26 protein-coding genes are annotated in these 25,242 nt (G+C 74.4%); 5 read left to right on the top strand and 21 right to left on the bottom strand.

The genetic code is table 11. The features are described 5' to 3' along the window. Positions 1–184 precede the first annotated feature (184 nt). Complete coding sequence (locus tag ASG41_RS20170; protein ID WP_056299599.1) at positions 185–727, top strand: transcriptional regulator; 543 nt, start codon at positions 185–187, stop codon at positions 725–727. Positions 728–782: 55 nt separating this feature from the next. Here ASG41_RS20170 and nusB read toward each other — a convergent pair whose 3' ends face one another. The 15 genes from nusB to ASG41_RS20095 all read right to left on the bottom strand — a co-directional run bounded on the left by nusB (position 783) and on the right by ASG41_RS20095 (position 14,952). Further along, positions 783–1,190 (bottom strand): transcription antitermination factor NusB, encoded by a 408-nt coding sequence (nusB, locus tag ASG41_RS20165; protein ID WP_056299596.1) that lies wholly within the window; start codon positions 1,188–1,190, stop codon positions 783–785. Between the two features lie 15 nt (positions 1,191–1,205). Continuing rightward, a complete protein-coding gene (gene efp, locus ASG41_RS20160; protein ID WP_056299594.1) occupies positions 1,206–1,766 on the bottom strand; it encodes an elongation factor P in 561 nt (186 codons plus the stop codon). Continuing rightward, positions 1,767–2,861, bottom strand: a complete 1,095-nt coding sequence (locus tag ASG41_RS20155) for a Xaa-Pro peptidase family protein (protein ID WP_235564943.1) — start codon at positions 2,859–2,861, stop codon at positions 1,767–1,769. Further along, a complete protein-coding gene (gene aroQ / locus ASG41_RS20150) occupies positions 2,858–3,292 on the bottom strand; it encodes a type II 3-dehydroquinate dehydratase (protein WP_056299591.1) in 435 nt (144 codons plus the stop codon). The genes ASG41_RS20155 and aroQ overlap by 4 nt, the downstream gene beginning before the upstream one ends. After that, a complete protein-coding gene (gene aroB / locus ASG41_RS20145; RefSeq protein ID WP_056299588.1) occupies positions 3,289–4,365 on the bottom strand; it encodes a 3-dehydroquinate synthase in 1,077 nt (358 codons plus the stop codon). Before aroB ends, aroQ begins: the two co-directional genes overlap by 4 nt. Continuing rightward, positions 4,362–4,913, bottom strand: coding sequence for a shikimate kinase (locus ASG41_RS20140; RefSeq protein WP_056299585.1), 552 nt, complete (start codon positions 4,911–4,913; stop codon positions 4,362–4,364). The genes aroB and ASG41_RS20140 overlap by 4 nt, the downstream gene beginning before the upstream one ends. Next, positions 4,910–6,091, bottom strand: a complete 1,182-nt coding sequence (gene aroC, locus ASG41_RS20135; protein WP_056299582.1) for a chorismate synthase — start codon at positions 6,089–6,091, stop codon at positions 4,910–4,912. Before aroC ends, ASG41_RS20140 begins: the two co-directional genes overlap by 4 nt. 36 nt (positions 6,092–6,127) lie before the next feature. Further along, complete coding sequence (locus tag ASG41_RS20130) at positions 6,128–6,781, bottom strand: A24 family peptidase (RefSeq protein WP_235564942.1); 654 nt, start codon at positions 6,779–6,781, stop codon at positions 6,128–6,130. A gap of 35 nt (positions 6,782–6,816) precedes the next feature. Beyond that, positions 6,817–7,623 (bottom strand): shikimate dehydrogenase, encoded by an 807-nt coding sequence (locus tag ASG41_RS20125; RefSeq protein ID WP_082557154.1) that lies wholly within the window; start codon positions 7,621–7,623, stop codon positions 6,817–6,819. Next, positions 7,620–9,581 carry an endolytic transglycosylase MltG gene (gene mltG / locus ASG41_RS20120; RefSeq protein WP_056299576.1) on the bottom strand — a complete coding sequence of 654 codons (1,962 nt, stop codon included), beginning with the start codon at positions 9,579–9,581 and terminating at the stop codon, positions 7,620–7,622. Before mltG ends, ASG41_RS20125 begins: the two co-directional genes overlap by 4 nt. Beyond that, positions 9,578–10,042 (bottom strand): Holliday junction resolvase RuvX, encoded by a 465-nt coding sequence (gene ruvX, locus ASG41_RS20115; protein ID WP_200939146.1) that lies wholly within the window; start codon positions 10,040–10,042, stop codon positions 9,578–9,580. The genes mltG and ruvX overlap by 4 nt, the downstream gene beginning before the upstream one ends. 7 nt (positions 10,043–10,049) lie before the next feature. Beyond that, entirely contained in the window at positions 10,050–12,719 is a 2,670-nt protein-coding gene (gene alaS, locus ASG41_RS20110) for an alanine--tRNA ligase (RefSeq protein ID WP_056299571.1), read from the bottom strand. A gap of 60 nt (positions 12,720–12,779) precedes the next feature. After that, entirely contained in the window at positions 12,780–13,085 is a 306-nt protein-coding gene (locus ASG41_RS20105; RefSeq protein ID WP_056299567.1) for a hypothetical protein, read from the bottom strand. Next, positions 13,085–13,510 carry a DUF948 domain-containing protein gene (locus ASG41_RS20100; RefSeq protein ID WP_056299564.1) on the bottom strand — a complete coding sequence of 142 codons (426 nt, stop codon included), beginning with the start codon at positions 13,508–13,510 and terminating at the stop codon, positions 13,085–13,087. The genes ASG41_RS20105 and ASG41_RS20100 overlap by 1 nt, the downstream gene beginning before the upstream one ends. 95 nt (positions 13,511–13,605) lie before the next feature. Continuing rightward, on the bottom strand, positions 13,606–14,952 hold the full coding sequence (locus ASG41_RS20095) for a replication-associated recombination protein A (protein ID WP_056299560.1): 1,347 nt from the start codon (positions 14,950–14,952) through the stop codon (positions 13,606–13,608). Positions 14,953–15,016: 64 nt separating this feature from the next. Here ASG41_RS20095 and ASG41_RS20090 point away from each other — a divergent pair, with 64 nt between their 5' ends. Continuing rightward, positions 15,017–15,895 carry an aldo/keto reductase gene (locus tag ASG41_RS20090; protein ID WP_056299557.1) on the top strand — a complete coding sequence of 293 codons (879 nt, stop codon included), beginning with the start codon at positions 15,017–15,019 and terminating at the stop codon, positions 15,893–15,895. A gap of 372 nt (positions 15,896–16,267) precedes the next feature. Further along, positions 16,268–16,621, top strand: coding sequence for a hypothetical protein (locus ASG41_RS20085; protein WP_157519562.1), 354 nt, complete (start codon positions 16,268–16,270; stop codon positions 16,619–16,621). A gap of 23 nt (positions 16,622–16,644) precedes the next feature. Here ASG41_RS20085 and ASG41_RS20080 read toward each other — a convergent pair whose 3' ends face one another. From ASG41_RS20080 to ASG41_RS20060, 5 genes are all read right to left on the bottom strand, one after another. Continuing rightward, positions 16,645–17,730: an alanine--glyoxylate aminotransferase family protein gene (locus ASG41_RS20080; protein WP_056299550.1), complete on the bottom strand. Its 1,086-nt coding sequence runs from the start codon at positions 17,728–17,730 to the stop codon at positions 16,645–16,647. 107 nt (positions 17,731–17,837) lie between these two features. After that, the gene (aspS, locus tag ASG41_RS20075) at positions 17,838–19,598 is read right to left on the bottom strand and encodes an aspartate--tRNA ligase (protein WP_056299547.1); all 1,761 of its coding nucleotides are present in this window, start codon (positions 19,596–19,598) and stop codon (positions 17,838–17,840) included. 28 nt (positions 19,599–19,626) lie between these two features. Beyond that, positions 19,627–20,619 carry an aldo/keto reductase gene (locus tag ASG41_RS20070; protein ID WP_056299544.1) on the bottom strand — a complete coding sequence of 331 codons (993 nt, stop codon included), beginning with the start codon at positions 20,617–20,619 and terminating at the stop codon, positions 19,627–19,629. Continuing rightward, positions 20,616–21,878 carry a histidine--tRNA ligase gene (hisS, locus tag ASG41_RS20065; protein ID WP_056299541.1) on the bottom strand — a complete coding sequence of 421 codons (1,263 nt, stop codon included), beginning with the start codon at positions 21,876–21,878 and terminating at the stop codon, positions 20,616–20,618. The genes ASG41_RS20070 and hisS overlap by 4 nt, the downstream gene beginning before the upstream one ends. Continuing rightward, positions 21,875–22,561 (bottom strand): MBL fold metallo-hydrolase, encoded by a 687-nt coding sequence (locus ASG41_RS20060; protein WP_056299537.1) that lies wholly within the window; start codon positions 22,559–22,561, stop codon positions 21,875–21,877. The genes hisS and ASG41_RS20060 overlap by 4 nt, the downstream gene beginning before the upstream one ends. Positions 22,562–22,705: 144 nt before the next feature. On the opposite strand from ASG41_RS20060, the gene ASG41_RS24940 reads away from it, so the two are divergent. Together ASG41_RS24940 and ASG41_RS20050 are read left to right on the top strand one after the other, a co-directional pair. Continuing rightward, on the top strand, positions 22,706–23,554 hold the full coding sequence (locus ASG41_RS24940; RefSeq protein WP_056299534.1) for a peptidylprolyl isomerase: 849 nt from the start codon (positions 22,706–22,708) through the stop codon (positions 23,552–23,554). After that, positions 23,551–24,099, top strand: coding sequence for a DUF3105 domain-containing protein (locus tag ASG41_RS20050; RefSeq protein ID WP_082557153.1), 549 nt, complete (start codon positions 23,551–23,553; stop codon positions 24,097–24,099). Before ASG41_RS24940 ends, ASG41_RS20050 begins: the two co-directional genes overlap by 4 nt. On the opposite strand, the gene ASG41_RS20045 is transcribed toward ASG41_RS20050, so the two are convergent. Next, positions 24,089–25,237 carry a heparan-alpha-glucosaminide N-acetyltransferase domain-containing protein gene (locus ASG41_RS20045; protein ID WP_056299528.1) on the bottom strand — a complete coding sequence of 383 codons (1,149 nt, stop codon included), beginning with the start codon at positions 25,235–25,237 and terminating at the stop codon, positions 24,089–24,091. The two genes, ASG41_RS20050 and ASG41_RS20045, sit on opposite strands and share 11 nt — an antisense overlap. Between the last annotated feature and the right edge of the window lie 5 nt (positions 25,238–25,242).

The following is a 25,242-nucleotide window of genomic DNA, read 5'->3' as shown; positions in this document are numbered from 1 at the left end:
TCACGGGACGGGTCGTTAAAGGAGAGTGCGTGGGTCCGGGGAGCACGCTAGCGCACCCCCAGGTGTGACCTGCGCCGTCCGGCTGACCCTCTCGGGTGACGTCCGGTGTTGCGCACCACCTGCAGCGAGTACTCTCAGTGACCAGCAGGAGCCGCATCCGACGACACACAGTGAGCAGGACTTGATGAGCACCGACTACTCGCGGGCGCTGGGCGCTCGCCTCCGGGCGATCCGGAACCAGCAGGGTCTCTCGCTGCAGGGTGTCGAGGACAAGTCGCACGGCCGCTGGAAGGCCGTCGTCGTCGGTTCCTACGAGCGCGGGGACCGTGCCGTGACCGTGCAGCGCCTGTCGGAGCTCGCGGTGTTCTACGGCGTGCCGGTCTCCGAGCTGCTGCCCGACCCGCGCCCCAGCTCCGCGGTCACCAAGACCACCAAGATCGTGCTCAACCTGGAGTCGCTCGGCTCGCTGCCCGCCGACGAGGCCGGCCCGCTGGCCCGGTACGCCTCGACGATCCAGGCGCAGCGCCACGACTACAACGGCAAGGTGCTGTCGATCCGCGCCGAGGACCTCAAGTCACTGGCGATCATCTACGACATGAGCCCCGACGAGCTGACCACCCGGCTCATCGAGTGGGGCGTGCTCTCCCCCGGCGCCGACGGCACCGGCTACGCGACGTCCGAGGAGGACGAGGAGCTCGACTGGGAGCGCCGCCGCTCCCCCCGCTGAGCCACCCGCACGACGAAGGGCCCCTCCCGGTGCGGGAGGGGCCCTTCGTGCGTGCTCAGGAGGTGGGTATCTCCGCGCGGACGATGCCGCCCAGGACGCCGTTGACGTAGGCCGCCGAGTCGTCGGTGGACAGCGCCTTGGCCAGCTCCACCGCCTCGTCGATGACGACGGCGTCGGGGACGTCGGGCACCCACAGCAGCTCGAAGACCGCCATCCGCAGGATGGCCCGGTCGACGTCGGGCAGCCGGTCCAGCGTCCAGCCCGAGGCGTGCTCACCGATCAGCCGGTCGATGTCGGCGCCGTGCTCGACAGCGCCCTCCACCAGCCTGACGGCGTGGTCGGGCACCGGCGGGTTGGCGTCGGCCACCCGCTCGCGCAGCAGCGGGAGGACGTCGCCACCGCGCAGGTCGGCCTCGTAGAGGACGTCGACGGCGCGCTTGCGCGCCTTGGAACGGGCAGCCACGTCAGGTCGCCGCGATCAGCTGACGCGGCCGAGGTACCGGCCGTCGCGGGTGTCGACCTTGAGCTTCTCGCCGGTGGTGACGAACAGCGGGACCTGGATCTCGGCGCCGGTCTCCAGGGTGGCGGGCTTGGTGCCACCGGTGGAGCGGTCACCCTGCAGGCCCGGGTCGGTGTGCTGCACCACGAGCTCCATGGTCACCGGCAGCTCGACGAACAGCGGGACGCCCTCGTGCACGGCGACCATGGCCTCGGTGTTCTCCAGCAGGTAGTCCGAGGCGCTGCCCAGGGTGGCCGCGGAGACCGGGATCTGCTCGAAGGTGTCGCCGTCCATGAAGACGTAGTCGGCGCCGTCCTGGTACAGGTAGGTCATCGTCCGCTTGTCGACGGTCGCCGTCTCGACCTTCAGGCCGGCGTTGAACGTGCGGTCGACGACCTTCCCGGACAGGACGTTCTTCAGCGTGGTGCGCACGAAGGCGCCGCCCTTGCCCGGCTTCACGTGCTGGAAGTCGGTCACGGTCCACAGCTGACCGTCCAGCTTGAGGACGATGCCGTTCTTGAGGTCGTTGGTGGTAGCCATCTAGAGGACCAGCAGTTCCTTGCTCGTGAGGGTCAACAACTCGGGCTCGTCGGTCGTGACGACCAGGGTGTCCTCGATCCGGACACCGCCGTGGCCGGGGAGGTAGACCCCCGGTTCCACGGTGACGGCCATGCCGGCGGCCAGCCTACCTGCGCCGAGGGCCGAGATGCCCGGAGCCTCGTGGATCTCCAGGCCGACGCCGTGCCCGAGGCCGTGCGTGAAGTGCTCCCCGTGGCCGGCGGCGACGATGACGTCGCGGGACGCCGCGTCGATCGCGGTGACCTCGGCACCGACCGCGAGCGCGTCCCGCCCGGCGGCCTGGGAGGCCTGCACCAGGGCGTACACCTCGCGCTGCCAGTCCGCGGCGTGGCCCAGGACCAGGGTCCGGGTCATGTCGGAGTGGTAGCCGTCGACGGTGGCGCCGAAGTCCAGCTTGAGGAAGTCGCCGTCGCGCAGCTCGGTGGTGTCGGGACGGTGGTGCGGGATCGCCGAGTTCGCACCGGTGGCCACGATCGTCTCGAAGCTCGGGGACTCCGCACCCAGCGACAGCATCCGGGCGTCGAGCTCCCGCCCGACGGCGAGCTCCGTGCGCCCCGGGCGCAGGGCACCCTCGGCGGCGAGCTCGGCCAGCGCCTGGTCGGCGACGGTGCAGGCCCGGCGCAGTGCGTCCACCTCGTCGTCGTCCTTGACCGCGCGCAGCCCCTCGACGGCCCGGCGGACGCCGACCAGCTCGGTGGCGCTGCCCTCGAGCACCCTCTCCAGCGCACGCAGCCCGTCCACGGTGACGTCGTGGGACTCGAAGCCCAACCGGCCCACCCCGGCGGCCGCGGCGGTCAGCGCGCCGACGGTGCCGCGGTCGACCAGCAGCTCGACGTCGGGCACCTGGGTGCCGGCCTGGGTGGTGTACCGGCCGTCGGTGCCGAAGAGGTCGGCGCCCCCGGTGCGGACGAGCAGCGCGCCGTTCGAGCCGGTGAACCCGGTCAGGTAGCGCACGTTGAGCAGGTTGGTGACCAGCACGGCGTCCAGTCCCTGCTCACCCGCGGCGGCCCGGAGGCGGTCCCGCCGACCGGCGTGGTCCATGCGCGCGGCCGTCACCGGACACCCCGGTCGGCCAGGTAGCGCAGCGCCGCCTCGTAGCCGAAGACGCCGAGCCCGGCGACGACGCCGTCGGCGACCGCGGAGACGTAGGAGTGGTGCCGGAAGGACTCCCGGGCGTGCACGTTGGTGATGTGCACCTCGACGACGGGGGCGTCCACCTGGGCGAGGGCGTCACGCAGCACCACCGAGGTGTGCGTCCAGCCGGCGGCGTTGACCACCACGGCGGTGCCGGCGTCGGCGGCCTCGTGCACCCAGCCCAGCAGCTCGGCCTCGCTGTCGGTCTGCCGGACGGTGACGTCCTGACCCAGCTCGGCGGCCACCGCCTCGATCCGGGCGACCAGGTCGGCGTGGGTGGTGGTGCCGTACTTCTCGGGCTCGCGGCTGCCCAGGCGGCCCAGGTTCGCGCCGTTGAGGACGACGATGCTCATGCGGACTCCTCCACTGCTGCCCAGGCCGCACGCAGCCAGGCCTCGTCGGGGTCGGTGAGGATGCCGGGGCGGCCCAGCCCGTCGAGGACGACGAACCGCAGGCTCGCGCCCCGGGACTTCTTGTCGATCGCCATGACCCCGCGCAGCTGGTCGAAGTCCCCGGCGTACGTGGTGGGCAGACCCATCGCGGCCACCAGCTCGCGGTGCCGGTCGGCCTCGGCCCGGGACAGCCGACCGGCCGCGACGCCCAGCTCGGCGGCGAAGACCAGACCGACGGCGACGGCCTCACCGTGCCGCCAGCCGAAGTCCTCGGTCTTCTCGATCGCGTGGGCCAGGGTGTGGCCGTAGTTGAGGAACTCCCGGCGGCCGGTGTCGTAGAGGTCCTCGCCGACCGCGTCGGCCTTGACCTGCACGGCCCGGGTGATCAGCTCGGTGGTCGCGGCCCGGCCCGTGGGATCGGCCCCGAGCAGCTCCAGCACGGCGCCGTCGGCGATGAACCCGCACTTGACCACCTCCGCCAGCCCGGAGCGGAACTCCGCGTCGGGCAGGCCGGCGAGGGAGTCGGTGTCCACGAGCACGGCGACCGGGGGGTGGAAGGCACCGACCAGGTTCTTGCCGGCGGCGGTGTTGATGCCGGTCTTGCCGCCCACCGCGGCATCGACCATGCCCAGCAGGCTGGTCGGCACCTGGACGACGCGCACACCGCGCAGCCAGGTGGCCGCGACGAACCCGGCCAGGTCGGTGACCGCTCCCCCACCGACGCCGACGACGACGTCGCTGCGGGTCAGCCCGAGGCGGCCCAGCTCGCCCCAGAGCCCGGCGGCGACCTCGGCGGTCTTGGCCTGCTCCCCGTCGGGGACGACGAGCGCCTCCGCGGCGAGCCCGGCGGTCTGCAGCACCTCGACCACGGCACCGGCGAGTGCGGCCAGCGACGCGGTGTGCACCACGGCCGCCCGGGTGGCGCCGGCGAGCACGGTGCCGGTGAGCAGCGGCAGCTCACGGACCGCCCCGGCGCCGATGACCACGTCGTAGGGCGCGTCCCCGGCGACGGTGACCCGCTGGAGGCCGGTCACCGGGAGCTGCCCACGGCCGGCAGCGCGGCCAGCACGTCGGCCAGCACGTCGCGGACCGGGCGGCTGCCGGTCTGCAGGTGCAGCGTGGACACCTCGCCGTAGAGCGGCGCCCGGGTCTCCAGCATCTGCCGCAGCATCTGCCGCGGGTTGACCCCGAGGATCGGCCGGTCCCGGGAGAGGCCGACCCGCTTGGCGGCCGAGGCGAGGTCGACGTCGAGCCAGACGACGGTGCCCCCGGCCGCGCCGTGGGCGACCAGCAGGGCGCGGGTGTGCGCGCTGGTGACGGCACCCCCGCCGAGGGCCAGGACCCCGCTGTGCTCGGCGAGCGCGCGGGCGACGGCGCGCTCCTCCAGGGCCCGGAAGTGTGCCTCGCCCTCGGTGACGAACAGGTCGGCGACCGACGTGCCGGCCTCGGCCTCCACGTCGTGGTCGGTGTCCCGGAAGGACGTCCCCAACTCGGCGGCCAGCGCCGTCCCGACGGTGGTCTTGCCCGAGGCGGGCGGGCCGACGAGGACCACCAGGGCGGCCGCCCCCTCGGGGGCCGTCACCGCCAGGCCAGCCCGTCGAGGTAGCCGGCCACGTTGCGGCGGGTCTCGGGCACCGAGTCCCCACCGAACTTCTCCAGCACCGCATCGGCCAGCACCAGGGCGACCATCGCCTCCATCACGACCGAGCCGCGGGGCACCGCGCAGGCGTCGCTGCGCTGGTTGATCGCCACCGCGGCCTCACCGGTGGCGGTGTCCACGGTGTCCAGGGCGCGCGGCACCGTGCTGATCGGCTTCATGGCGGCCCGGACCCGCAGCACCTCGCCGTTGGTCATCCCGCCCTCGATGCCCCCGGCGCGGTCGGTGCGACGGCGGACCTCACCGGCGCCGGTCACCTCGATCTCGTCGTGGGCGACCGAGCCGCGGCGGCGCGCGGTCTCCAGGCCGTCCCCGACCTCGACGGCCTTGACCGACTGGACGCCCATCAGGGCACCGGCCAGCCGGGAGTCCAGCCGGCGGTCCCAGTGCACGTGGCTGCCCAGGCCCGGCGGCAGGCCGTGCACGACGACCTCGATGACGCCGCCGACGGTGTCCCCGTTCTTCCGGACGTCGTCGATCTCGGCGGTCATCTCCGCCGAGGTCGCCGGGTGCGCGCAGCGCACCGGGTCGGCGTCCAGGGCGTCGTTGTCGTCGGGACCGGGCAGCACGCCGTCGGGCACCGACACCGCACCGATGGCGACCACGTGGCTGACCACGCGGACGTCGAGGACCTGCTGCAGGAACGCGCGCGCCGCGGTGCCCAGGGCGACCCGCGCCGCGGTCTCCCGGGCACTGGCCCGCTCCAGGACGGGGCGGGCGTCGTCGAAGCCGTACTTCTGCATGCCGGCCAGGTCGGCGTGCCCCGGCCGGGGCCGGGTGAGCGGGGCGTTGCGGGCCTGACCGGCCAGCACCTCGGCGTCCACCGGGTCGGCCGACATGACCGTCTGCCACTTGGGCCACTCGACGTTGCCCACCTGGACGGCGATCGGGCCGCCCTGGGTGCGCCCGTGCCGGACGCCCCCGGTGAGCGAGACCGCATCGGTCTCGAAGCTCATGCGCGCGCCGCGGCCGTGGCCCAGTCGGCGGCGGGCGAGCTGGTGGTCCAGGTCGGCGGAGGTGATCTCCACCCCGGCCGGGAGTCCCTCGAGGATGGCGGTGAGCTGAGGACCGTGCGACTCACCGGCGGTCAGCCAGCGCAACATGGGGGTGAGTGTGCCAGCCGGGTACGACGGACCTGCTCAGAGAGGTCCGGCCAGGGCGAACGCCGCCGCCGTGCCGACCAGCAGCGGCGGCCCGAAGGGCACCGCGGAGCGCCACCCGGCGCGGCGCAGGGCCACCAGCACCAGCGCGCCGAGCGCCCCCGCCAGCATCCCGAGGAAGACGCCGGTCACCAGCAGGGCGCCCCCACCGCGCCAGCCCAGCGCGAGCCCGAGCACCGCCAGCAGCTTGACGTCGCCGAAGCCCAGCGCGTCCGGGCGGAGCAGCCGGAGCAGCGCGGCGACGCCGAACGCGACCAGGGCGCACCACAGCCCGTCCAGGGCCGGCTGTGCCGTGCCCACGGCGACCGCGTCGACGACCACGGCCGCCGCGAGCACCCCCAGGGCCGGGAGCACGACCACGTCGGGCAACCGGTGCACGGCGGTGTCGACGCCGGCCAGCACGACGGCCGACCCGGCGACCCACACCAGGCCGACCAGGACCGGCCGGGATCCGGTCAGCAGCGCCGCACCCGCGAAGAGCCCCGCGGTCACGAGCGCCGTGGACACGGACGCCCGGGCAGAGGCGGTCCGGCGCGTGCGGACCCCGGGGGCCGCGACGGAGCCCGGGCGCCCGGCGACCCGGTACCCGGCCACCAGACGGACGGTGACGCCGGCCAGCCACGGACCCAGCACCGCACCCAGCAGGGCGGCGCCGGCCGTCAGTGCGGTCAGGGCCGCAGACTCGCGTCGAGCGCGGCCCGCATGGCCGCGATCGGCGCCGGGTGCCCGGTGATCAGCTCGACCTGCACGGTGGCCTGCCAGAACAGCACCTCGATGCCGTGCACCGTCCGGCCCCCGGCGGCCTCGACGGCCTGGGCCAGTGGCGTCGGCCAGCCGGCGTAGAGCACGTCCAGGACGGTCTGGCCCGGCTGCCAGTGCAGGCCGGCGACCGTCGTCTGCCCGTCGGCGGGGACGGTGCTCACCACCACGGGGGCGGCGACCTCGGGGGTGTCGGCGAAGGTGGCGACCCGGGCGGTGACCTCCAGGGCGTCGAGCACCGCGACGACGCCGGCGGCCCGCTCGGGGTCCCGGACGACGACGTCCACCGTCCGGGCACCCAGGCTGGCCAGGGCCACCGCGGCGGCGCTGGCGGTGCCGCCGGCGCCCAGGATCGCGGCGTGCTCCACCGACTCGACCCCGCCCAGCTGGAGCGCCATCCCCACGCCGGTGACGTCGGTGTTCTCCGCGCGCCACCCGGTGGGGGTGCGGACGAGGGTGTTGGCCGCACCGAGCAACCGGGGCAGGGCGTCGACGTCGTCGGCCACGGCGACGGCGGCCTGCTTGCACGGCATGGTCACCGAGAAGCCCTGCCACTCCTCGTCGAGCCCGGCCAGCAGCACCGGCAGGTCCTCGGCCCCGATGTCGAGGGCCTCGTAGGTCCAGTCGGTGAGGCCCAGCTCGGCGTAGGCGGCCCGGTGGAGCACCGGGGACAGGGAGTGGCCGACCGGCCGACCGAGGACGGCGGCCCGCCTCACCCGGCGCCGCAGCCCAGGCCGGCGGCCGCGCAGCGGTCCCGTGCGGCCAGGAACTCCTGGTAGTCGGAGGTGAAGAAGTGGTTGCCCTCGGAGTCGGCCAGCACGTAGTACTCGAGGTCCCCGGTGCTGGGGGCCAGCGCAGCCTCCAGGCTGAGCTCGCCCGGCGAGCTGATCGGCGTCGGGGGCAGGCCGGGCAGGATGCGGGTGTTGTACGGGTTGTCCGAGGCGAGGTCGGCGACGGTGAGGTCGTTGCCGCTCTTGTCCAGCCCGTAGGCGAGCGTGGCGTCGATCCCCAGGGTGGTGCCGGCGGCCAGCCGGTTGTAGACCACCTGTGCCACGTCGACCCGCTCGGCGTCCTGCTGGGTCTCCGACTGCACCATCGAGGCCACGGTCAGCACCTCGTACGGCGTCCGGCCGGCCGCAGCGGCCCGGGCCTCCAACTGGCTGTCGGTGGCCACCTGGTCGAACTGGGCGACCATCGCCTGCAGCATCTGCACCGCGGTCGTCTCGGGCTCGAAGTCGTAGGTCAGCGGGTAGAGGAAGCCCTCCAGCTGGCCGTTCGACCAGGCCGGCAGGCCCAGCTGGGTGGTGTCCGCAGCGGCGGCCTGCAGCTCGGCCAACGGCACCTGGGTGGCGTCGGAGAGCCGCTGCAGCGTCTGGGTGACCGTGTACCCCTCCGGGACCGTCACCCGGGACAGCAGACGGGCGGCGGGGTCCAGCAGCCGGTCCAGCGCGGCCTGCCCGCTCATCTGCAGCCGCATGCCGTAGACGCCGGGCTGGATGCCGGTAGCGGCCGGGTTCGCCGACGCCGCGTCCACGAACGGGCCGGTGGAGGCGATGACGTCGGCCTCGACCAGCGAGCGGCCGATCGCGGTGAGCGAGTCCCCGGTCAGCACCCGGACCTGCACGTCACCGGAACCCTGGCCGGTGTAGTCCTCGGCCGTGGGGTTGACCTTGCCGAGCAGCCACTGGCCGCCGACGACGATCCCGGCGACCAGCCCGACGAGGACCAGCAGCGAGAGCACGATCGTGATCGGGCGGCGGGCCTTGCGCTTGCGGGCCGGCCGGGCGCCCCGGGCACGGCGGCCGCGGCGCCCGCGGTCCTCCTCGACCTCGGCGCCGATGACCTCCAGGCCCCCGGTCTCGTCCCAGACGGGTGCGGTGGTGCCGGTGTGGTCGTCGTCGCGGCGGTCGTCGTCGCGGCGGTCGTCGTCGGGGAGGCGGCCGGCGTCGCGGTCTGCGTGGTCCTGGTGATCCCGGTGGCCCTGGTGGTCCCGGTGGCCCTGGTGGTCCTGGTGGTCGTCGTGTGCCGACTGCGGGGCTGCTCGTCGGCGGCCGGTCTCGCGCGGGTCGGCGACATCCTCCTGGTCGAAGAGGTCCGGTCCGGGCGCGTCGTCGCGCACCCGGGCGTGCCGGTCGGTGGGCTCGTCGTCCCCGTCGTCGTCCCCGTCGGCACCGGTCACGGGCGCCGCCGGGGGCGGGACGGGTGCCGCGTGGCTCCTGGCGGGGCCGGTCGCGGGCTCCACGCGGGGGTTGCGGCCGGTGTTGCCCAGGATCAGCCCCGACAGCGCGGACGCCGGCGGCCGTGCGGGCCCCGGGCGGACCGGGCCCGGTCGGGCCGGCATCTCGGTGGTCTCGGGCGCGACCAGCGGGGTGCGCCGGGTCGCCTCCTCGTCGGCGGGGTCCAGCGGCCGGCTGGTGGGCCGGGCCGGGACCGGCGTGCTGGGCCGCGCCCGGGGAGCGGGGTCCTGGGAGGTGCCCGCATCCGGGGCGGCCGCCTCCTCCTCGGCGCGGCGACGGGCACGGCGTGGGCCGTCGGTGACCGGGCCGGTGGGCTCGTCGGTCACCGCGGCGAACTCGCCGGTGGGCCAGCTGGCGAGGAAGTCCGCGGCCGACCGGCCACCGCCCTCGCCGGAGTGCCGGCCACCGCGACGGGAGCCGTCCGTGGGGTCGCTCATGCGGGGCGACCGCCGGAGCGGACGCGATCCAGGTGGCTCTGCAGGATCACCACGGCGGCGGCCTGGTCGATCACCGAGCGCTGACGGCGGGCGTCGATGCCGCGCGCGCGCAGGTCGCTGGCTGCGGTCACGGTGGAGAGCCTTTCGTCGACGAGGCGCACCGGGACGTCCCCGATGCGCGCGGCCAGTGAACCAGCGTAGGCGCGTGCGTCGGCGGCAGAGGCCCCTGACGCACCGGAGAGGTGCCTCGGGTCCCCCACCACCACCTCCGTCACCTCGTGTTCCGTCACGAGGGCGGCCAGCCGGTCCAGGTCGCTCTGGTCCCGCGCCCTCCGCAGCGTCTCCAGCGGACTGGCCAGGAACCCGGTCGCATCCGACATCGCGACGCCGACCCGGACCGTGCCCACGTCGACGCCGATCCGCCGGCCCGGCACGAACTCCCCCGGAGCCCCGGTCTCCACGCCCACCTCAGGCAGTGGTGACCGCCGCGCCGACCGCGTGCTCCACGGCCGCCAGCGCCGCCGGGATGCCGGCCGGGTCGGTGCCGCCGCCCTGGGCGACGTCGGGCTTGCCGCCGCCGCGGCCGCCGACCGGCGCCGCCGCGGCCTTGAGCAGGTCACTCGCCGACAGGCCCCACTCCTGTGCCACCGGGTTCACCGCGGCCACGAGGGCGACCTTGCCGCCGGCGTCGGAGGCCAGCACGACCGCGGCCGGCGTGTCGTTGCCCAACCGGCCACGCACGTCGAGGGCCAGGTTGCGCAGGTCCCCACCGGACAGGCCGGCGGGCGAGGCGGTGACCACCCGGACGCCGAAGACGTCGCGGGCCGAACCCGCCAGGTCACCGGCGGCGGCCAGCGTCTGCTGCCCACGCAGCTCGGCCAGCTCCTTCTCGGCGTCGCGCTGGCGGGCCAGCATGCCCGTGACCCGGTCGACGAGCCCGTCCTGCGGGGCCTTGAGCAGGTCGGCGAGCTGACGGACCAGGTCCCGCTCGCGAGCCAGGTAGCGGAAGGCCTCCAGACCGACGACGGCCTCGACGCGCCGCGAACCGGACCCCACGGAGCTCTCCGCGGTCAGCGCCAGCGGGCCGATCTGGGCGCTCCCGCGCACGTGGGTGCCACCGCACAGCTCCCGCGACCACTCACCGCCGATCTCCACCACGCGGACCTGCTCGCCGTAGGTCTCCCCGAACAGCGCCAGGGCACCGAACTCGCGGGCCTCGGGCAGCGTCATCCACAGTGCCCGGACGGCCTGGTCCTCGCGGACGGCCGCGTTGGCGACCTCCTCGATGTCGGTGCGCTGCTGCGCCGACAGGGCGCCCTGCCAGGCGAAGTCCAGCCGGAGGTACCCGGGCCGGTTGTAGGACCCGGCCTGCAGTGCCTGCGGGCCCAGCACCCGGCGCAGCGCCGCGTGCACCACGTGGGTGCCCGAGTGCGCCTGGCAGGCCGACCGGCGCCACTCCAGGTCGACCTCGGCGGTCAGCTCGACGCCGTCGCGCAGCTCGCCCTCCAGCACCCGCACCTGGTGGGCCACCAGCCCCTTGACCGGGCGCTGCACGTCGACGACCTCGGCGCGACCGCCGTCCCAGACCAGGTGGCCGGCGTCGGCGACCTGGCCACCGGACTCGGCGTAGAAGGGGGTGGTGTCCAGCACCACGCGGGTCAGCTCACCGGGGCCGGCGACGGGGGTGTCACCGACCAGCGCGAGCACCCGGGAGTCCGTGCGCAGGGTGTCGTAGGCCCGCCAGTCGGTGGGGCCGTGGACACCGAGCAGCTCCTGGTAGGCCGAGACGTCGGCGCCACCGCTGCGCTTGGACCGGGCATCGGCCCGCGCGCGGTCGCGCTGCTCGGTCATCAGCGCCCGGAAGCCGGCCTCGTCGACGGTGACGCCCTGCTCGGCGGCCATCTCCAGGGTCAGGTCGATCGGGAAGCCGTAGGTGTCGTGCAGGCTGAACGCCTGCTGCCCCGACAGCTGGGTGGCCCCGGACTGCTTGGCCGACACGACCGCGGTCTCCAGGAGGGTGGTGCCGGCGACCAGGGTGCGCCGGAACGCCTCCTCCTCGGCGTAGGCCACCGAGGAGATCCGGTCGAAGTCGCTCGCCAGACCGGGGTAGCTGGGGCTCATCGCGTCCCGGCTCACCGGCAGCAGGGTGGGCAGGACGGCGTCCTCGACGCCGAGCAGGCGCATCGAGCGGACGGCGCGGCGCAGCAGCCGGCGCAGCACGTAGCCGCGGCCCTCGTTGGCGGGGGTGACGCCGTCGCCGATGATCATCAGGCCGGAGCGGACGTGGTCGGCGACCACGCGCAGGCGGACGTCGGTGTCGTGGTCGGCGCCGTAGGTGACGCCGGCGAGCGCAGCGGCGCGGTGCAGCACCGGGGCGACCTCGTCGATCTCGTACATGTTCTCGACGCCCTGCAGCAGGAACGCGACGCGCTCCATGCCCATGCCGGTGTCGATGGCCTTCTTCGGCAGGTCGCCGAGGATCGGGAAGTCCTTGCCCTCGCCGTCCCCCCGCTCGAACTGCATGAAGACCAGGTTCCAGATCTCGACGAACCGGTCCCCGCCCTCGTCGACCAGCGGACCGCCGTCCGGGCCGTGCTCGGGGCCCCGGTCGAAGAAGATCTCCGAGCAGGGGCCGGCCGGGCCCGCAGCACCGGTGGACCAGTAGTTGCTGTCCTTGCCCAGCCGCTGGATGCGCTCGGCGGGCAGCCCGGCGATCCGGGCCCACGCCTGCGCTGCCTCGTCGTCGTCGAGGTAGACGGTCACCCAGATGCGCTCGGGGTCGAAGCCGAGACCGCCGTCGTCGGTGGACCCGGTGATCAGCGCCCACGCCGCCTCGATGGCGCCGTCCTTGAAGTAGTCGCCGAAGGAGAAGTTGCCGTTCATCTGGAAGAACGTGCCGTGCCGGGTGGTCTTGCCGACCTCCTCGATGTCGAGGGTCCGCACGCACTTCTGCACGCTCGTGGCGCGCGGGTACGGCGCCGGCTCCCGCCCGGTCAGGTACGGGATGAAGGGCACCATCCCGGCCACGGTGAACAGCAGGGAGGGGTCCGGGGACACCAGCGAGGCGCTGGGGACCACGGTGTGCCCGCGCTTCTCGAAGTGCTCCAGGAAACGGCGGCGGATCTCGGCGGTCTGCATCTCAGCTCGTTCTCGAGGGGTGGCGCCCCGGACGTGCGCGGGGAACCGGGGTGTGACGGGTCAGGAGTCGGCGGAGTGGGCGCCGCGGCGGGCGGCGAGGGCCGCCTGGCCGCCGGCGCTGGCCTCGTCGCGGGTGGGCAGCGGGGCGTCCAGCCCGGTGCCCGAGCGCAGTTCGTCCTCACGCGAGGCGGCCGCCGCGCGCACGTCGGCGCCGAAGTCGGCGATGGCGTCGCCCAGGTCGCGCAGGCCGTCGGCCAGCTGACCGGCGATCGACTGCGGCGTGAGCTTCTCCGCGGCCTGGCTCATCTTGCGGACGACGAGCACCCCGATGGTGATGCCCATGGTCAGCCAGAACAGCCGGCGCATCAGCCGGCCCGCCGGCTGGCGCGGGCGGCGCGGCGCTGGTCCTTGGCGCTGCGCTGGGCGGTGGCGGCGGCCTGGCCCTCGCGCTTCTTGGTCACCGCGCTGCGGACGCCGTAGCTGAAGGCGGCGGCCTTGATCAGCGGGCTGCCGAGGGTGGCGGCGAAGACGCTGGTCAGCGCGGCCACGTTGGAGGAGACGTTCGCGGCGTTGCCGGTGATGTCGTCGACGCGCTCGAGGTTGGCGTTGACGTGGGTGACCGTCGTCGAGGCCTGGCTCAGGATGGGCTGGCTCTGCTCACGGACCTGGCGGATGGTCAGCGTGGTCTCGTCGAGCGTCCGCCCGAGCTTGAGCACGGGCACGCTGAGCAGCAGCACCAACACCACCAACGCGCCGGCGGCGATGAGCCCGGCGATCTCTCCTGCGGACACGCGTGGACTCCCCTGGTCGTGGATCTCTGACTGCCGCCCGGGTTGCTCCAGGCTCGGGTCACCCTAACCGCGGGGTGCGACAGAGTGTGCGCGGTTCAGCGGGGACGGCGGACGATCGCGCGCAGCCGCGCCAGCCGCGCGCCGATGCCGGCCTCGGCCCCGCGGCCGGTCGGGCGGTAGTAGTCCCGCCCCACCAGCGCGTCCGGCGGGTACTGCTGGGCCAGCACGCCGTCGGGGTGGTCGTGCGGGTAGCTGTAGGTCGCGCCGTGCCCGAGCTTCTTCGCCCCGGCGTAGTGCGCGTCCCGCAGCCCCGGGGGCACCGGCCCCGCCAGCCCCGCCCGGACGTCGCCCACGGACTCCCCGATGGCCACGGTGAGCGCGTTGGACTTCGGCGCCGTCGCCAGGTGGACGGTGGCCTGGGCGAGGGCGAAGTGGCCCTCGGGCATCCCGATGAAGGCCACCGCGTCGGCGGCGGCCACGGCGACCTGCAGCGCGGTGGGGTCGGCCATGCCGATGTCCTCGCTGGCGCTGATCACCAGCCGACGGGCGATGAACCGGGGGTCCTCCCCCGCCTCCACCATCCGGGCCAGGTAGTGCAGCGCGGCGTCGACGTCGGAACCCCGGACGCTCTTGATCAGCGCGCTGGCCACGTCGTAGTGCTGGTCGCCCTGCCGGTCGTAGCGCACCGCGGCCTGCGCGACAGCGGTCTCCAGGGTCGCGAGGTCCAGGGTCGCCGTCCCGGCTCGCCCCGAGACGGCCATGGCGGCACCGGCGCCGGACTCCAACGCGGTGAGGGCCTTGCGGGCATCGCCCCCGGCGACCCGGAGCAGGTGCTCCTCGGCCTCGTCGGTGAGGGTGACGGCGCCGTCCAGGCCCCGGTCGGAGGCGATCGCCCGGTGCAGCACCTCGCGGACGTCCTCGTCGGACAACGACTGCAGGGCCAGCACCAGCGAGCGGGACAGCAGCGGGCTGACCACCGAGAAGAACGGGTTCTCCGTGGTGGCCGCGATCAGGCTGACGATCCGGTCCTCCACCGCCGACAGCAGCGAGTCCTGCTGGGTCTTGGAGAAGCGGTGGACCTCGTCGATGAAGAGCACGGTGCGCCGGTTGCCGTGCACCAGCTCGCGCTTGGCCGCGGCGATGACCGCGCGGACCTCCTTGACCCCCGCGTCCAGGGCCGACAGCTGCACGAAGGAGCGCTTGGTCGCCAGCGAGATCACGTGCGCGAGCGTCGTCTTGCCGGTGCCGGGCGGGCCGTAGAGGACCAGTGACATCGGCTCGTCGGCCTCGACCAGCCGGCGCAGCGGGGCCCGGGGGCCCAGCAGGTGCTTCTGCCCGACGACCTCGTCCAGCCCGCGCGGACGCATCCGGACCGCGAGCGGCGCCCCGGGGTCGACGGCGGTGGACCGCTCCTCGGGTTCGGGGTCGAACAGCGTGCTCACGGTTCGACGCTACCTGCGTGGGCAGACACACCCGACGGATCTCCAGAACCGAGAGGACCCCCTCGTGCAGCACCGCAGCATCGGCAACGACGTCGTCGGCCGGGTCACCGTGTCGGCCATCGGCCTGGGCGCCATGCCCCTGTCCATCACATCCCAGCGCCCCTCGCCGGAGGCGGCCGAGGCCGTCGTGCACGCGGCCCTGGACGCCGGCGTCACCCTCATCGACACCGCGGACGCCTACTGCCTGGACGACACCGAGGTAGGCCACAACGAGCGCACGGTCGCCGCGGCGGTCCGCTCCTACGCCGGTGGGGACGACGTCCTCATCGCCACCAAGGGCGGGCACACCCGGCCCGGCGGCGGCGAGTGGGGCCTCGACGGCTCCCCGGAGCACCTCAGGCGGGCGTGCGACGCCTCGCTGCAGGCCCTGGGCGTGGACGCCATCGGCCTCTACCAGTTCCACCGGCCGGACCCGGAGACGCCGTGGGCGGACTCGATGGGCGCGCTCAAGGACCTCTACGACGCCGGCAAGGTGCGGATGGTCGGGGTGTCCAACGCCGACATCGGCCAGATCGACGAGGCCCGCGCCATCTGCGGCGACGCCTTCGTCAGCGTGCAGAACCAGTTCTCCCCCGGCTTCCGGTCCTCCGCCGGCGAGCTCGCCCACTGCGCGGCGAACGGCATCGCGTGGTTCCCGTGGAGCCCCTTCGGCGGCATGGGCGACGCCGGCTCGCTGGCCACCACCGCTACCGAGTTCGCCGCGGTCGCCGACGAGCTGGGCGTGTCGGTCTACCAGGTCACCCTGGCATGGCACCTGGCCCAGGCCGACGTCGTCATCCCCATCCCGGGCGCCAGCAAGCCGCGCAGCATCCAGGACTCGGCAGCCGCCACCCACGTGCAGCTGACCAGCGAACACCTCGCTCGCCTCGACACCACCGCCTGACCCCTCGAGTCGATCACCGTCAGGTGGTCGCGCGACACGCTGCTGGACGCGTGTCGCCACGACCACCTGGCGCTGATCACGAGGGTCGGGGCGCGCTGGCAGCTGGTGCGGCGCCGGCGGGGGCCTGCGTCCTGCACCGCGGCCTGCGCGTCACCAGCGGCGCGCAGACCTTCCTGGAACGCGCCCCGCTGCCACTGCCCGAGGACCTCTGTGCCCTTGCGACGCCCTCTGGCGCGCCGTGGTGCTCGACCCCGCGTCGTTGGCCGGACGGCTCGCGCGGGCCGACCGGGTCCGGGGAATCACGCGGGCGCGGTGGGTGGCCCCGCGCCTGGACCCGGGGGCGATGTCCCGCCCGGAGTCGTGGACCCGGTGGTGACTGGCGGACAGCGACCTGCCACGGTCCGGGCGCAGGTCCCGGTGTGCGACCGCGCCGGTCGCGTCGTCGCGCACGCCGACTGGGGCTGGGAGGAGTGGCGGGTGCTCGGTGAGTACGAGGGCAGCCACCACGCCGAGGTCGCCCAGTTCGACCGGGACGTCGACCGGTCCTCCCTGATGGGCGCCGACGGCTGGATCCTGCCGCGCTCCGGTGCCCGCCACGGTCGCAGCGCGGTCGTGGACCGCTGCCGCCGCGCCCTCCTCAGCCGCGGCTGGCGCCCACCGGCGGGTCGATCATCGTCAGGTGGTGGTGCCGACGCACCTCCGAGGGCGTGTCCGACGACCACCTGACGATGATCAACTGCAGCAGGGGGTCAGGCGAGGACCTCGCGAAGGGCGGCCAGGACCAGGGCGACGGTGTCGGGGCGGGCGTTGTGGCCCATCATCCCGATCCGCCAGACGCTCGCGGCGTACTGGCCGACGCCGCCGCCGATCTCGATGTCGTACTCCTGGAGCAACCGCTTGCGCACCGCGGCCGAGTCGACGCCCTCGGGCACCCAGACCGTGGTGAGCTCGGGGAGCCGGTGGCCCTCGGCGGCGAACAACCGCATGCCCATGGCCTCGAGGCCGGCCTGCAGCGCACCGCCGGCGGCGGCGTGGCGGGCGTGGACGGCGGGCAGGCCCTCCTCCAGCACCCGGCCCAGGCCCGCGTGCAGTGACACGACCATGCCGGTGGGCGCGGTGTGGTGGTAGGTACGGCCACCCGAGCCGCCGGCCTCACCTGCGTAGCCACCGAGCAGGCCCAGGTCCAGGTACCAGGACTGCGGCCGGGTGATCCGACGCTCCCAGGCCCGGTCGCTGATGGTGAACGGGGCCAGCCCGGGCGCGACGCCCAGGCACTTCTGCGAGCCGGAGTAGGCGATGTCCACGCCCCACTCGTCCAGGGCCACCGGGATGCCCCCGAGCGAGGTCACGCAGTCGGCCACCAGCAGTGCGTCGCCCTTGCCGGCGCCCAGCGCGGCCATGTCGGACTCCACGCCGGTGGAGGTCTCCGCGTGCACGGCCGCGATCACCTTGGGCGCGGGGTGCGCGGACAGCACCCGGTCGGCGTCCACCGGCTGGCCCCACTCGTGCTCGACCGGCACGACCTCGGCGCCGGTGCGGGAGGCGACCTCGACCATCCGCTGGCCGAAGAGCCCGTTGACCGCGACGACGGCGACGTCCCCGGGGCCCAGGGTGTTGACGAAGGCGGCCTCCATGCCGGCCGAGCCGGTGGCCGACAGCGGCAGCGTGCGCCGGTTCGCGGTGCCGAAGACCTCGCGCAGCCGGTCGGAGGTCTCGTCCAGCACCTGCAGGAAGAGCGGGTCGAGGTGCCCCAGCAGCGGCTGCCCCAGGGCGACCGTGGCCTCCGGGTAGGGGTTGCAGGGGCCGGGTCCGAGCAGGGTGCGAGCACGCAACATGTGTCGCACGTTACCCAGTCGAGTTGATCATCGTCAGGCGGTCGCCGGACACGCCGTCGAGGGCGCGTCCGGACGACCACCTGACGATGATCGACACCGGAGTGGGGTCAGGCGGGAGGGGCGACCTCGGGCGCGGGCGCGGGCTCGGGCTCGGGCACGAAGTCGATGCCGGCCTCGGTCCGCTGGGCGTCGCTGATCGGCGTCGGGGCACCGGTCAGCGGGTCGTAGCCGGCCCCGGTCTTGGGGAAGGCGATGACCTCGCGGATCGAGTCCACACCGGCCAGCAGCGCCGTCAGCCGGTCCCAGCCCAGCGCCGCACCGGCGTGCGGCGGCGGGCCATAGGCGAAGGCCTCCAGGAAGAACCCGAAGCGCTCCCGGGCCTCCTCGCGGGACATGCCGAGGGTCTCGAACACCCGCTCCTGCAGGGCGGCGTCGTGGATGCGGACCGAGCCGGACATGCACTCGTTGCCGTTGATCACCAGGTCGTAGGCGTCGGACAACGCCGCGCCCTTGTCCTCGGCGAACCGGTCCCGCCACTCGGGCGTGGGCGAGGTGAACGGGTGGTGCATGAACGTCCAGCCACCGTCCTCGGTCTCCTCGAACATCGGGAAGTCCACGACGAAGAGGAACGACCAGGAGCCCGGGGTGATGAGCTCCAGCCGCTTGGCGATCTCGTTGCGCGCGGCGCCCAGCAGCTCCTGGGACGTCCGGCGGGCACCGGCGGCGAAGAACACGCAGTCCCCCGGCTGCGCACCGACGGCCTCGACGAGGCCGGCACGCTCGGCGTCGGAGATGTTCTTGGTGACCGGGCCGCCCAGCGACCCGTCCTCGCCCACCGTGACGTAGGCCAGGCCCTTGGCCCCGCGCGAGCGGGCCCAGTCCTGCCAGGCGTCGAACGTGCGGCGCGGCTGCGAGCCGCCACCGGGCATGACGACGGCGCCGACGTAGGGCGACTGGAAGACCCGGAACGGGGTGTCGGCGAAGTAGGAGGTCAGCTCGGTGAGCTCCAGGCCGAAACGCAGGTCGGGCTTGTCCGAGCCGAAGCGGTCCATGGCCTCGCGGTAGGTCATCCGCGGGATCTCCCCGACCTGGTGGTCGGCGAGCTCGGCCCACAGCGCGGTGACCACCGAGGAGGCGACGTCCAGGACGTCGTCCCGGTCGACGAAGCTCATCTCGAAGTCCAGCTGGGTGAACTCCGGCTGCCGGTCGGCACGGAAGTCCTCGTCCCGGAAGCAGCGGGCGATCTGGTAGTAGCGCTCCATCCCGCCGATCATCAGCAGCTGCTTGAACAGCTGCGGGGACTGCGGGAGCGCGTACCAGGACCCGGGCTGCAACCGGACCGGGACGACGAAGTCACGTGCGCCCTCGGGGGTGGACCGGGTCAGCGACGGGGTCTCGACCTCGACGAAGCCCTGGGACGCCATGACGCCGCGGGCGACCCGGTTGACCTCCGAGCGCAGCCGCAGGACCGAGGCCGGGCCCTGCCGGCGCAGGTCCAGGTAGCGGTAGGAGTACCGGACGTCGTCCCCGGCGGCCTGGGCGCTCTCGATCGGGAAGGGCAGCGGCGCGGACGACGACAGCACCTCCAGCGCGGAGGCCACGACCTCGATCTCGCCCGAGGGCAGCTCGGGGTTCTCGTTGCCGGCCGGGCGGGCCTGGACCTGCCCGGTGACGAGCACGCAGTACTCGTTGCGCAGCGCGTGCGCCTCCTCCTCGCGGACGACGACCTGGGCGTAGCCCGAGGCGTCGCGGACGTCGAGGAAGACCACCCCGCCGTGGTCGCGGCGGCGGGCGATCCAGCCGGCGAGGGTGACGGTGGTGCCGGCGTCGGCGGCCCTGAGGGTGCCGGCGTCGTGGGTGCGGAGCACGGGAGTGCCTTTCGAGAGGAGGTGGGGCTTACCAGCGGGCGTGCACGTGGGCGCGGACGCGCTCGTCGTACACCCGCTCGAGGTCGGCGAGCTGGCCCTCGGTCAGCGGGGCGAGCGAGGCGGCGGCGACGTTGCCGAGGACCTGCTCGACGTTGCGGGCGCCGGGGATGACCGCGGTGACGCCGGGCTGGTCGATGACCCAGCGCAGCGCGAAGGCCGCGGTGGTGGTGCCCTCGGGGGCGATCGCGGCGACCTCGCGGGCGGCGGCCAGGCCGACGTCGTAGGGCACGCCGGAGAAGGTCTCGCCGACGTCGAAGGCCTCGCCGTTGCGGTTGAAGTTGCGGTGGTCGTCGGCGGCGAACGTCGTCGACTCGTCGTACTTGCCGGTCAGCAGGCCCGAGGCCAGCGGCACCCGGGCCAGGATGCCGACCTGCGCGGCGCGGGCGGCGGGCAGCAGCTCCTCCAGCGGCTTGCGCCGGAAGACGTTGAGGATGACCTGGATGGTCTGCACGCCCTCGTGCTGCAGCGCGGTGAGGCCCTCGGCGACGGTCTCCACCGAGACGCCGTAGGCGGCGATCGAGCCGTCGGCGACGAACCCGTCGAGGGTGTCGTAGACGCGCTGGTCGGAGTAGACGGCCGGCGGCGGGCAGTGCAGCTGGACCAGGTCCAGGGTGTCCACGCCCAGATTGCGGCGGGAGCGGTCCACCCAGGCGCGCAGGTTCTCGGGGGTGTAGGTCGCGGCCTCGAAGGGGTCGGCGCGGCGGCCGGCCTTGGTGGCGACGAAGGGGCGGTCGGACCGGGCGGCCAGCGCCTGCCGGATGCGCTCCTCGGAGCGGCCGTCGCCGTAGACGTCGGCGGTGTCCAGCAGGGTGACGCCGGCGTCGAGGGCGGCGTCGAGCACCTCGGCGGCGCCCTCGGAGCTGACGTCGCCCCAGTCGCCACCGAGCTGCCAGGTGCCCAGGCCGACGACGGAGACGTCGGCGCCGGTACGGCCGAGGGGGCGGGTCTCGAGAGCAGTCATGACACCACCGTCGCACGCACCCGTTCGACCAGCTCAGCGAGGGGCACCGGCACCTGCTCGCCGGTGGCCATGGTCTTGAGCTGGCCGACGCCCTCGGCGAGGTCCCGGTCGCCGATGACGACGACCTGGGCGGCCCCGGACCGGTCGGCGGCCTTCATGGCGCCCTTGAGCCCGCGGTCGCCGTAGACGGTGTCGGCGGAGACGCCCGCGGCGCGCAGCTGCCCGACCAGGGTGACGGCCAGCTTCTTCGCGGCCGCGCCCAGCGGCACGACGAAGGCCTGCACCCCGGGGGCGACCGCGAGGTCCAGGCCCTCGGCCTGCACCGCGAGGATCGTGCGGTCCACGCCGACGGCGTAGCCGATGCCCGAGACGTCGGGGCCGCCGAGGGCCGCGGACAGCCCGTCGTACCGGCCGCCGCCGCCGATGCCCGACTGCGAGCCCAGCCCGCCGTGCACGAACTCGAAGGTGGTCTTCGTGTAGTAGTCCAGCCCGCGGACCAGCCGGGGCGCCTCGACCCAGCTGATGCCCAGGTCGGTGAGGTGCTCGCGGACGGCGTCGTAGTGCGCGCGGGTGCTGTCGGAGAGGTGGTCGACCATCAGCGGGGCGTCGACCAGCTGGGCCTGCACCTCGGGCCGCTTGTCGTCCAGCACGCGCAGCGGGTTGATCTCCGCCCGGCGCCGGGTGTCCTCGTCCAGGTCCAGCCGGCCCAGGAAGGCGGTCAGCAGCTCGCGGTACTGCGGGCGGCAGGTGGCGTCGCCCAGCGAGGTCAGCTGCAGCTCGTAGTCGGTGAGCCCGAGGTCGCGGTAGCCCTGGTCGGCCAGGGCGACGACCTCGGCGTCCAGGGCCGGGTCGTCGGTGCCCAGGGCCTCGACGTCGACCTGGGTGAAGTGCCGGTAGCGACCGGCCTGCGGGCGCTCGTAGCGGAACGCCGAGCCGACGCTCCACAGCTTCACCGGCAGCGCCCCGGAGTACAGCCGGTGCTCGATGAACGCGCGCATCAGCCCGGCGGTGAGCTCGGGGCGCAGGGTCAGCGACCGGCCGCCCTTGTCGGTGAAGGAGTACATCTCCTTGCTGACGACGTCGGTGGACTCCCCGACCCCGCGGGCGAACACGGCGGTGTCCTCGAAGACCGGGGTCTCGACGTAGCCGTAGCCTGCCCGGCGCAGCGGCGCGGTCAGGGTCTCGCGGACGGCGAGGAAGCGCGCCGAGTCCGGGGGCAGGACGTCGAAGGTGCCCTTGGGGGCGACGAGGTCGCTCACAGCCCGCGGCCCTTCGTGGGAGCGGCGGCGGCCTCGGCCAGGTAGGGGTTGGTCGCCCGCTCCCGGCCGATCGTCGTGGCACCGCCGTGCCCGGGGAGCACCACGGTCGCGTCGTCCAGGGGCAGGACGACGTCGCGCAGCGAGCCGAGCATCGACTCCCAGGAGCCGCCGGGCAGGTCGACGCGACCGACCGAGCCGGCGAAGAGCACGTCCCCGGCGAGCAGCCCGGGGCTGTCGTCCAGGTCCAGGGTGAAGACGACCGAGCCCTGGGTGTGGCCCGGTGCGTGCCGGACGGTGAGGTCGACGCCGGCCAGGGAGAGCACCGCGCCGTCCTCGAGGGACAGCACGTCGGCCGGGTCGGGCAGCCGCACGCCGGTGATCAGCGGGGCCAGCGCGGGGCCGTGCCAGCGGGCCGGGTCGGCGAGCATCCCGGAGTCGGCGGGGTGCAGGTAGGCGGGGATGTCGTAGCCCTCGCAGACCGGCAGCACGGAGGCGGTGTGGTCGAGGTGGCCGTGGGTCAGCACGACGGCGACGGGCTTGAGCCGTTCCTCGGCGAGCATCCGGGCCAGCGGCTCGACGGCCTCCATCCCGGGGTCGACGACGACGCACTCGGCGCCCGGCCCGGAGGCCACGGCGTAGCAGTTGGTGCCGAACGCGCCGGCGGGGAACGAGCGGATGAGCACCGGGTCAGGCTACGCGGGGCCCGGCACTCCCCCGCCCGGCCTGCAGGGAGCCCCCAGGTGCGCCACCTAGACTCACCGCTCGACCAGCGGGGACCGGCTCACACGTGCGTCCCCGAGCAGCCGCACCGAGGAGCCCGCGTACCCGTGCCCAGCAACAAGCAGCGCCGTCAGGCCGCCCAGCGACACCTGCAGCGTCAGCTGGAACGACGGGCCGAGCAGGCCCAGAAGCGCCGCCGCAACCTGCTGATCGGGATCACCGCGCTGGCCGTGCTCGTGGTCGTCGGGGCCGCGCTGCTGATCACCGGCCTGGGTGGGGACGACGACACCGCGACGGCCGACGGTGGCTCCGGCACCTCGGCCGCCCCCAGCGACCCCGCGCTGCCCACGCCCGGCCCCGGTGCCGAGCGGGCCGGGCAGACCACCACCGCCGGGCCGTGCACCTACACCTACGACGCGCAGGGCAGCTCGGGCACCGCCAACGACGCCCCGACCGGCGACGTCCCCACCGAGGGCACGGTCTCCGAGACCATCACCACCAGCGCCGGTGTCATCCCGGTGACCCTGGACCAGTCCGGCACCGCCACCTGCGCGACCGCCAGCTTCGTGTCGCTGGCCTCGCAGGGCTACTTCGACGAGACCCCCTGCCACCGGCTGACCACCAGCGCCGGCCTGTCGGTCCTGCAGTGCGGTGACGCCAGCGGCACCGGCACCGGCGGCCCGGGCTACACCTTCCCGACCGCGGTCGACGGCACCGAGACCTACGGCCGCGGCGTCCTGGCGATGGCCAACAGCGGTCAGGGCACCGACGGCAGCCAGTTCTTCCTGGTCTACGGCGACAGCCAGCTGACCCCGGACTACACGGTCTTCGGGACCATCGACGAGGCCGGGCTGGCCGTGCTGGACCAGGTCGGTGCCGCCGGCACCGCCGACGGCAGCGACGACGGCGCCCCGGCCACCCCGGTGACGATCACCTCGGTCACCCCGGCCGCGTGAGGCCGGCGCGCGCCGGCGGGGCTGCGGGTCTGGCCCTGCTCCTCGCCGGCTGCACGGCGACGGTGCAGGGCACTGCGTCACCACGGGTCGAGGTGACCCTGGCCGGCACCGAGGTCGCCTCCTACGCCCCGGGTCAGCAGCACGTCACCACCGACGTCGACTACGCGGAGACCCCGCCGGTGGGCGGTCCGCACGACGCCAGCTGGGCCGACTGCACCGGCACCGTCTACGACACCGAGCTGCGGCCGGAGAACGCCGTGCACTCGCTGGAGCACGGGGCCGTGTGGGTGGCCTACGACCCGGGTCTGGCCACCGACGCCGACGTCGAGGCGCTCACCGCGCTGGTCGAGGGCCGTCCCGGGACGATGCTGTCGCCGTACCCGGACCTGGGCGTGCCGGTCTCGCTGCAGGCCTGGAACCACCAGCTGCAGGCGGGTTCGGGCACGGACCCGGCGGTCGAGGCGTTCACCACGCTGCTCACGTTCAACCCGGACACGACGCCCGAGCTCGGCGCGACCTGCGAGAACCCGGCCTTCACGCCCTGACGGCGCGCCGGGTGACCGCGGCGACCAGCCGTTCCAGCGGCCCCCGGCCCAGCACGAGGGCCCACAGGGTGCACACCACCAGTGTGGTGACGACGAAGCGCAGCCACAGCCCCACGCCGTCGTCGGTGGAGTCGAAGAGCGTCTCGCCGAGCCAGGCGATGCCGACCAGGTGCGCGCAGTAGGCCGACAGCGGCATGGACCCGACGCAGGCCAGCGGCAGCAGCACCCAGCGCAGCCGGTCGGCGACCAGCAGGCACACCCCCAGGACCAGCAGCGCGAACCCACCGGAGCCGATCGTCTCGGCCGGGGTGTTGCTGTGCGGCAGGGCGAGCAGCAGCTGGTCGGCCGGGGGCACCAGGTCCCGCCAGGAGGGGTCCTCGGCGAACGCGGCCTGCTCGTCGGCGTCGCCCGGGGTCACCTGCGCGACGCCGGCTGCGCCGTACCCGAGGACGGCCAGCGCCGAGCCCACCAGGACCAGCGTGGCCCGGACCCGGACGGCGGTCAGGTCGCTGCGGCCGACGGCCAGGCCGGTCACCACGAACGCCGCCCAGGTGGCGACGGGGTAGACCCCGGTGAACCCCAGCTGACCGAGCACTCCCCCGCCGCCGGTGTCGGCGTACACCCAGGGCAGCAGCACCTGGTGGTACAGCGGGTTGACCACCAGCACGAGGCCGGCCGCCAGTGCCAGCAGGGAACGCACGCGCCAGCGCAGCAGCGGGATGCACAGCACGACCAGGACCGCGTAGAACTCCAGGATCACCGCCACCGGCACGACCAGCAGCTGCACCAGCCCGCCCAGGGCCAGCAGCAGCGCCGCCCGGGTGAGCAGCACCAGCCGGGCGCGGACCAGCGCCTCGCCCTCGGGCGGTGTGGTCCGGCCGGTGAGCAGCCCCACCGACACCCCGGCCAGGGTGGCGAACAGGATCGAGGAGCGGCCGTCCACGAGCCCGGACCAGGTCGAGGGGTCGGTCCACACCAGCTCGTCGGTGGTCAGCAGGTGTGCCCCGAACATGCCCAGCACGGCCAGTCCCCGCGCCACGTCGACGCCGCGCAGGCGACGCGGGTCGGGCGTGCGCCAGGCCGGCCGGAACCGCCGTGGGGCCGGTGGTGCGTCGGCGCGGTCGACGGTGGCGGTCACCGGGG

This window comes from Modestobacter sp. Leaf380, assembly GCF_001424485.1.
Classification (GTDB): Bacteria; Actinomycetota; Actinomycetes; order Mycobacteriales; family Geodermatophilaceae; genus Klenkia.
This window is presented reverse-complemented; position numbering and strand designations above follow the sequence as displayed.